Consider the following 7,117-nt stretch of genomic DNA (forward strand, 5'->3'; position numbering starts at 1 on the left):
GTGGAGACGGTATCTATCGGGAATTTCAGGGGGATTCGGGTGTTCGGGTCGGGCTCCGGTCTGGATGGGAGGGGGTGACAGATGTGCGAGATCGGTGTTAAATCAAACAGCAGCGACGCGTAGGAGTGTGAAGTCATGAGCAGTGCATCCCCCGGTCCCGACGGCGACGCCGCCACCTTCCGCGAGGACTGGATCGAGGGGCTGGCCGACGCCTACGCCCGTACGGTCCGCCGCGTCCCCGACGCCTTCGGCGTCGTCGGCCGGCATGCGCCCCGCCCCGGCAAGGTAGCCGTGGTCATCGGCGGCGGCTCCGGCCACTACCCGGCCTTCGCCGGACTGGTCGGCCCCGGCTTCGCCGACGCCGCCGCCATCGGCGACGTCTTCGCCAGCCCCAGCGCCGAGCAGGTCTACCGCACCGCCCGCGCGGCCGACGGCGGTGCCGGCGTGCTGTTCACCTACGGCAACTACGCGGGCGACGTCATGCACTTCGGGCTCGCCGCCCGCCGCCTCGCCGCCGAAGGCGTCGCCACCCGTACGGTCCTGGTCACGGACGATGTGGCCAGCGGCCCGGCTCCGGTGGAGGGCGCCCCCGTCGACCCGTCCAGGGACCGGCGCGGCGTCGCCGGCGACTTCTTCGTCTTCAAGATCGCCGGCGCGGCGGCCGACCGCGGCGACGACCTGGACTCCGTCGCCCGCCTCGCGCGCCGTGCCAACGCCATGACCCGCACCTTCGGCGCCGCCTTCGCCGGCTGCACGCTGCCCGGCGCGAGCGAGCCGCTGTTCAACGTCAACGAGGGCACCATGGAGCTCGGCATGGGCATCCACGGCGAGCCCGGCCTGCGCAGCACCAAGCGGCTCAACGCCGAGGAGCTGGCCGAGGCCCTGGTCGAGAATCTGCTCCCGGACCTCCCCGGCGTCGGCGACGGCCGCGTCGCGGTGCTCCTCAACGGCCTCGGCCGCACCAAGTACGAGGAGATGTTCGCCTGTTACCGCCATGTCCACCGGCGGCTGGCGGCAGCGGGGCTGCGGCCCTTCCGCCCCGAGGTCGGCGAGTTCGTGACCTCCTTCGACATGGCCGGCGTCTCCCTGTCCCTGATGGTCCTCGACGACGAACTGGCCGAGCTGTACGACGCCCCCTGCGACACCCCTGCCTTCCGCCGCACGCCCGGCGCGTATGACGTACACGACGCCGACGTACGGCCGGAGCCGGAGGCCGCCCCGTCGGCCGCGCCCCGCCCCGCCCCCACCGCCGCGGACGGCCCCGTCACGGCCGCCCTCCAGGCGGGGTACGAACTCGTCGCCGAGCACGAGGACGAGCTGGGCCGCCTCGACGCGGTCGCCGGCGACGGCGACCACGGCATGGGGATCGTCCGCGGCCTGCGGGCGGCGGTCGCGGCTGCGCGGGCGGCGGAGCCGGTGGAGGAGTCCGCGGCGCGGTCGGCGCGGGGCGCTGCCGCGGCGGGTACGACGCTGCTCGCCGCGGGGCTCGCGCTGGCCGACGCCTCCGGCGGGGCTTCCGGGGCGCTGTACGGCGCGCTGCTCGCCGAGACCGGCGCGGGCCTCACGCGCGCCGCGCAGTCCGGAAAGCCGCAGGTCAGCACGGAGTCGCTGGCCGATGCCGTGGACGGTGCCTTCGACGCCGTCGTCGAACTGGGCGGGGCCCAGGTGGGGGAGAAGACGCTGCTCGACGCGCTCGACCCGTTCCGGGTAAGGCTCCGTGCCGAGGCCGGAGCGGGCGTCGAGCCCGCCGCCGCCTGGTCGGCCGCCGCCCTGGACGCCACCCGCGCGGCCGAGGCCACCGCCTCGCTGACCCCCGCCAGGGGGCGCGCCGCCCGGATGGGCGCCCTCGGCTACGGCCACGCGGACGCCGGGGCCACCTCGCTCGCACTGCTGCTCACGGCCGTCGGCCGGTCGCTCGCGCCGTCGCTGGACCCGGCATGAACGCCGAGGCGACGGTTGGGACGGCAGACAGCCTCCGCTCGGTTAAGGCGCGCGGGCGGGAAGCGGGCCGGGCGGATGTGGCCCACACGGTGGATGCGGCCCAGGGGATGAACGTGAATTACCGCGCTGATGCGGACCGCCGCGCCGCCGGGGACCATGACGCTGACGTGGACTACCGCGCCGCCGACGCGGACCACCGCGCAGCCCCCCGCCCCCTCGTCGGGGTGTCCCTCAAGCTCTATATGGGGGTGGCCGAGACGCGGCGCTGGCTCGCCGAGGTCGCCGAGCTCGCCCGCGAGGCGACCGGCGGGCTGCCCGTGGAGTTGTTCGTGCTGCCCTCCTTCACCTCGCTCACCGACGCCCGCGAGCTGCTGGCCGGCACCGGTGTCGCCTACGGCGCGCAGGACCTGCACTGGGCCGACAGCGGCCCCTGGACCGGCGAGGTCTCCGGCGGGCAGCTCGCCGAACTGGGCGCCTCCCACGTCGAGGTCGGGCACGCCGAGCGCCGCCGCCACTTCGGCGAGGACGACGGGATCGTGGCGGCCAAGACCGCCGCCGCCGTCCGCCGCGGTCTGACCCCGGTGATCTGCGCGGGCGACGCCACCGCGGGCGCGCTCGACGCCGCGATCGCCGAGACCCTGGGCCAGGTCGAGGCGGCGCTCTCCGGCGCCGCCGCCGGAAGCGAGGTGATCGTCGCCTACGAACCGGTGTGGGCCATCGGCGCGGACCGCCCCGCCCCGGCCGCCCACGTCCGAGCCGTCACCGCCGCGATCCGGCGCCGCCTCGCCGAACTGGGCGTTCGCGGCCGGGTCATCTACGGCGGCACCGCCGGGCCCGGCACCTTCACCGAGCTGACCGCGCCGGACGCGGACGGCGTACGGGCCCCGCTCGACGGGCTGTTCCTCGGCCGCCTCGCCCACGACACCGCCAACCTCCGCAAGGTGCTGGCCGAAGTGGCGTCCCGCCCGCCGGCCGGAGCCCCCTGACCCACGCCCGTACGCCGCCCGGCCCCGTACGGCACCCGGCCCTACGCAGCCCCGGCCCGTACGGCACCCGGCCCGTACGGGACCCCCGCTCGTACGACACCCGCACCCGACCCCATCAAGGACGAACGATGCCTGAGAAGACCATCGCCATCGGAGCCGACGACGCCGGCGTCCCGATGAAGGACGAGCTGAAGAACTACCTCGTCGAGCACGGCTACCAGGTCGAGGACCTGTCCGCCGCCCCCGACGAGGACTACCCCGACGTGGCCCAGCGGGTGGCCGAGGGCGTCGCCGAGGGTACGTACGACCGTGCCGTGCTGGTCTGCGGCACCGGTATCGGCATGGCGATCACCGCCAACAAGGTGCCGGGCGTGCGCGCCGCGCAGATCCCCGACACCTACAGCGCGGAGCGCGCCCGCAAGTCCAACGACGCCCAGATCGCGTGCTTCGGCGTCCGCACCCTGGGCATCGAGAGCGCCAAGCTGTGCCTGGAGCACTGGCTGGGCTCGGAGTTCGCGGGCGGTGGCTCCGCGCCCAAGGTGGAGAAGATCAGGCGGGTCGAGTCCCGCTACCACAACGTCGCCTGAGCCCACCGCTCCACTTGGGCCCATCACAACCCCGGTACCACCGCACCCCTGGTATCACCCCGAACGTCAGGAGCCGTCATGCGCGCCGTAGTCATCGAGGCACCCAACAAGCTCAACATCACCACCATCCCCGACCCCACCCCCGGCCCGGACGACGTGATCGTCAAGGTCGCCGCGGTCGGCCTGTGCGGCACCGATGTGCACATGCTGGCGGGGGAGTTCGGGCCGACCCGCTACCCCGTGGTGCCGGGCCACGAGTTCTCCGGTGAGATCGTCGAGACCGGCTCGCAGGTCACCGGTATGGCCGTCGGCGACCTGGTCGCGGCGGACCCGGCCATCTACTGCGGGGCGTGTTACTACTGCGCCAAGGGCCGCGGCAACCTCTGCGAGGACTGGCGCACCATCGGGATCACCCAGGACGGCGCCTGCGCCGAGTACGTCAAGGTCCCGGCCCGCAACATCCACCGGCTGCCCACCGGGCTCGAACCGCGCCACGCCACCCTGATCGAGCCGCTGTCCACCATCGTGCACGGTCTCGACCTGGTGAAGCCCGACCTCGGGGACAACTTCCTGATCTACGGCGCGGGCACCATGGGGCTGCTCTACCTCCAGACCGCCAAGCGCGCGGGCGCCGCGACCGTCGAGGTGGTCGACCTCAACGAGGAGCGGCTGGCGGTCGCCAGCAAGCTCGGCGCGGACGCCGTCGCCACCAGCGCCGGCGCCCTGCCGCGGGCGGGCCGCAGCGGCTGGGAGGTCGTCGTCGACTGCACCGGCGCGGTGCCCGCCATCCAGGACGGCTTCGGCCGGGTACGCCGGGGCGGCACGTTCCAGCAGTTCGGCTGCGCGCCCGACCACGACCTGGCGCAGTTCTCGCCGTTCCGCATCTACAACGACGAGATCCGCATCGTCGGCAGCATGGCGATCCTGCACAGCTACGGCCGCGCCCTCGAACTGCTCGCCCAGGGGCTGATCGACTCCGACACCATGATCACCCACGGCTTCCCGCTGGACGGTTACGCCGAAGCGCTGGAGACCTTCGGCAAGGGCACCGGCCGCAAGATCCAGATCATCCCCGGCCTGGCGGCGGGCACCGCGTCCTGACCCCGGGGCCGCCGCGCCGCCGTAAACTCATCGGGATACCCGTACGCCTGTCCTGCCAGGGAAGGAACAGCTGTTGAGCGACAGCGACAGCTACCGAACGTCCGACCGGAGCGCGGAGGCCGAGCGGATCATCAAGCTGAGCCCCAAGGAGCGCCGCAAGATGATCGCGGACCGGGTGCTCCAGCGGGGCCAGGTGTCCATCGAGGACCTGGTGCGCGACCTCGGCGTCAGCCAGATGACCGTGCACCGGGACCTCGACTCCCTGGAGCACCAGGGGTGGCTGCGGAAGGTACGGGGCGGGGCGACGGCCGCGCCGAGCGCGCTCTTCGAGAGCAACGCGCGCTGGCGCGGCAGCACCCGGCTGGAGGAGAAGCAGGCCATCTGCGCCACGGCCCTGGAAGGCGCGGAGCCCGGCCAGGCCGTCATCGTGGACGACTCCAGCACGGTGCTCTCCTTCGCCACGGGGCTGTCGGCGCGCGGCGCCTTCACCGTGATCACCAACTCGCTCCAGGTCATCAACGAGCTCTCCGACGAGCCGGAGATCCAGGTGATCGCCCTGGGCGGCGTCTACCACGCCTCGTTCAACGCCTTCGTCGGCATGTTCACCGCCGACATGGCCCGCTCCCTGCGCGCCGACGTCGCCTATATCTCCGCCTCCGCCGTCGACAACGGCCACTGCTACCACCAGTCGCAGGAGGAAGTGCTGGTCAAGCGCGCCCTGCTGGCGGCGGCGCGGCGGCGTGTGCTCCTGGTGGACCACTCCAAATTCGGCCGCCAGGCCCTCTACCAGCTGGCCCCGCTCACCGACTTCGACGCGGTGATCAGCGACGACCAGCTCCCCACGGAGCACCAGGAGGCGCTGCGCGCCCTGGGCGTACGCCTGGAACTGGCCGCGCTGCCGGGGTGACGCGACCCGCCGGGCGGTGAGCCCCGCCGGGCTCTACAGCCCGCCGGGCGCCGAAGCCACCGCGCGATGCGGCTCGCTCACCTTCCGCCGCGCGCCCAGGAACGGACCGCGCCGGCGGCACGTGCGGCGTCAGCCGGGTCGAGCTTGGCGATGCGGGCGTGATGAGCGCTGCCGAGGGCCACGTATACGTGGGCGTCCCGCCGGGCGCCGCCCTCACCCACCCGGAACGGCTCGGAGCGGCCGGGGTCCTCGGCCCCGTACACGAACAGCAGCCGGCTGCTGCGCTGCCGCACCCAGCGGTCGATGTCGGGCATGGCGGCGGGCCGGAAGCGCAGCGGGATGTTCCGAGGGACGTACGTACGCGGCTCCTGGATTCCGGGGTAGCGCAGCAGTGCCTTCAGACGCGGGGCCGCGAAGTGCGGATATCCCAGCTCGGTGCCGAGTTGGTAGAAGTACGGAGTGAGCGAGGAGACGGTGCTGTCGGCGTAGACGGGCAGCTGCGTGACCTTCTTGAGCCATCCGTACAGTGCGTCGTCGGACGCGTCCGGGCGCGGCACCGCCTCGCAGCCCGCGCCGCCCTGGTACATCCAGAACATCATCGGGAGCCGCAGGACCGCGAGTTCGTATGCCCTGTCGGCGCTTCCGACGACACTGAAACTCTGTCCTTCCTCCCGCGCCCAACGGGCGTACCGTGCGACCAGCTCCGTCCGCCGCTCCAGCGCCGCGCGTTGCGCGCCGCTCAGCGCGGCCCGGCAGGGCGCGGAGCCCACGTGCCCCAGGAACGCGTCCCAGGCGCTGTCGTCTTGGTCGTCGGTGTTGTTCGTGGCGGAGTAGGCGACGGTGCCGGCCACGTCGTGCGGGTAGAAGCGCCGGTGGTAGACGGCGGCCATGCCGCCCTTGCTGCCGCCTGTGGAGATCCACGGCGCGCGGTACACCGACTTGAGCGCCTGGACGAGCCGGTGGTGGTCGCTCGCCGCCTGCCGGATGTCGAGCTTCGTCCAGTCGAGTTCACGGGGGCGGGACGTGCCGAAGTACCGCTGCTCGGTGGAGATCTGGTTGCCGTCGACGAGCTGTGTCGGCTCGGAGCGGAAGGCGGGGTCGTCGCCGAGTTCGTAGCCGGTGGTGTAGAGGACCATCGGACGCTGTACGGACTTGTGGAGCAGGGTCAGCCGCTGGGCGAAGGAGCCTCGCTCGGGGTGGCGGTGGTCGACGGGCTGCCGGTAGCTCAGCCGGAAGTAGCGGTAGCCGGGCGCGGCAGGGGCCTCCGACAGGACGCGCATGCCGGGAATGGCCGCGAGTCTGTCGCGGATGTTCGCGTCGGCGTCTTGCCGGGCACTCTGTCCCTTGTTCCCGCGGGCCATGGCTGAGGGCGGCCCCGCGACCAGTCCGGTTTCGACCGCGGCCAGCAGAGCCGGTACGAGCAGCCACGTGAGAAGAGAGCGCCGCACACGGCGGCGGCGCTCGGGTCGGTACACAACTTTCTCCATACCCCCAGCCAAGCCACCCCGCCCCCGCCCCGCGTCCCCCGCCGGCGGGGGGGGGTTGGGGGTTACTGGGTGGGGGGGGGGGAAGGAGAGAAAAAAAAACAACAACAC

Annotated in this window: 6 protein-coding genes; 5 read left to right on the forward strand and 1 reads right to left on the reverse strand. The window is 73.0% G+C overall.

What is annotated here, in order from left to right; all coding sequences use genetic code 11:
• The first annotated feature begins 135 nt into the window (after window positions 1-135).
• From AC07AB_RS19280 to AC07AB_RS19300, 5 genes are all read left to right on the forward strand, one after another.
• Entirely contained in the window at window positions 136-1,941 is a 1,806-nt protein-coding gene (locus tag AC07AB_RS19280) for a dihydroxyacetone kinase family protein (protein WP_478568104.1), read from the forward strand.
• A gap of 113 nt (window positions 1,942-2,054) precedes the next feature.
• The gene (locus tag AC07AB_RS19285; protein WP_478568107.1) at window positions 2,055-2,927 is read left to right on the forward strand and encodes a triose-phosphate isomerase family protein; all 873 of its coding nucleotides are present in this window, start codon (window positions 2,055-2,057) and stop codon (window positions 2,925-2,927) included.
• A gap of 128 nt (window positions 2,928-3,055) precedes the next feature.
• Window positions 3,056-3,514, forward strand: a complete 459-nt coding sequence (locus tag AC07AB_RS19290) for an RpiB/LacA/LacB family sugar-phosphate isomerase (protein WP_478568110.1) — start codon at window positions 3,056-3,058, stop codon at window positions 3,512-3,514.
• A gap of 78 nt (window positions 3,515-3,592) precedes the next feature.
• Window positions 3,593-4,615 carry a zinc-dependent alcohol dehydrogenase family protein gene (locus AC07AB_RS19295; RefSeq protein WP_478568113.1) on the forward strand — a complete coding sequence of 341 codons (1,023 nt, stop codon included), beginning with the start codon at window positions 3,593-3,595 and terminating at the stop codon, window positions 4,613-4,615.
• 73 nt (window positions 4,616-4,688) lie between these two features.
• Entirely contained in the window at window positions 4,689-5,522 is an 834-nt protein-coding gene (locus AC07AB_RS19300; RefSeq protein ID WP_478568116.1) for a DeoR/GlpR family DNA-binding transcription regulator, read from the forward strand.
• A gap of 77 nt (window positions 5,523-5,599) precedes the next feature.
• Here AC07AB_RS19300 and AC07AB_RS19305 read toward each other — a convergent pair whose 3' ends face one another.
• The gene (locus tag AC07AB_RS19305; protein ID WP_478568119.1) at window positions 5,600-7,009 is read right to left on the reverse strand and encodes a S28 family serine protease; all 1,410 of its coding nucleotides are present in this window, start codon (window positions 7,007-7,009) and stop codon (window positions 5,600-5,602) included.
• Window positions 7,010-7,117: the final 108 nt, after the last annotated feature.

The sequence above is a fragment of the Streptomyces sp. NPDC044033 genome, from assembly GCF_056434425.1.

Excerpts from the sequence above, each read along its gene's own strand:
- AC07AB_RS19280 (WP_478568104.1), top strand. The coding sequence starts at position 136 with ATGAGCAGTGCATCCCCCGGTCCCGACGGCGACGCCGCCACCTTCCGC.
- AC07AB_RS19290 (WP_478568110.1), top strand. The coding sequence starts at position 3,056 with ATGCCTGAGAAGACCATCGCCATCGGAGCCGACGACGCCGGCGTCCCG.
- AC07AB_RS19295 (WP_478568113.1), top strand. The coding sequence starts at position 3,593 with ATGCGCGCCGTAGTCATCGAGGCACCCAACAAGCTCAACATCACCACC.
- AC07AB_RS19305 (WP_478568119.1), bottom strand. The coding sequence starts at position 7,009 with ATGGAGAAAGTTGTGTACCGACCCGAGCGCCGCCGCCGTGTGCGGCGC.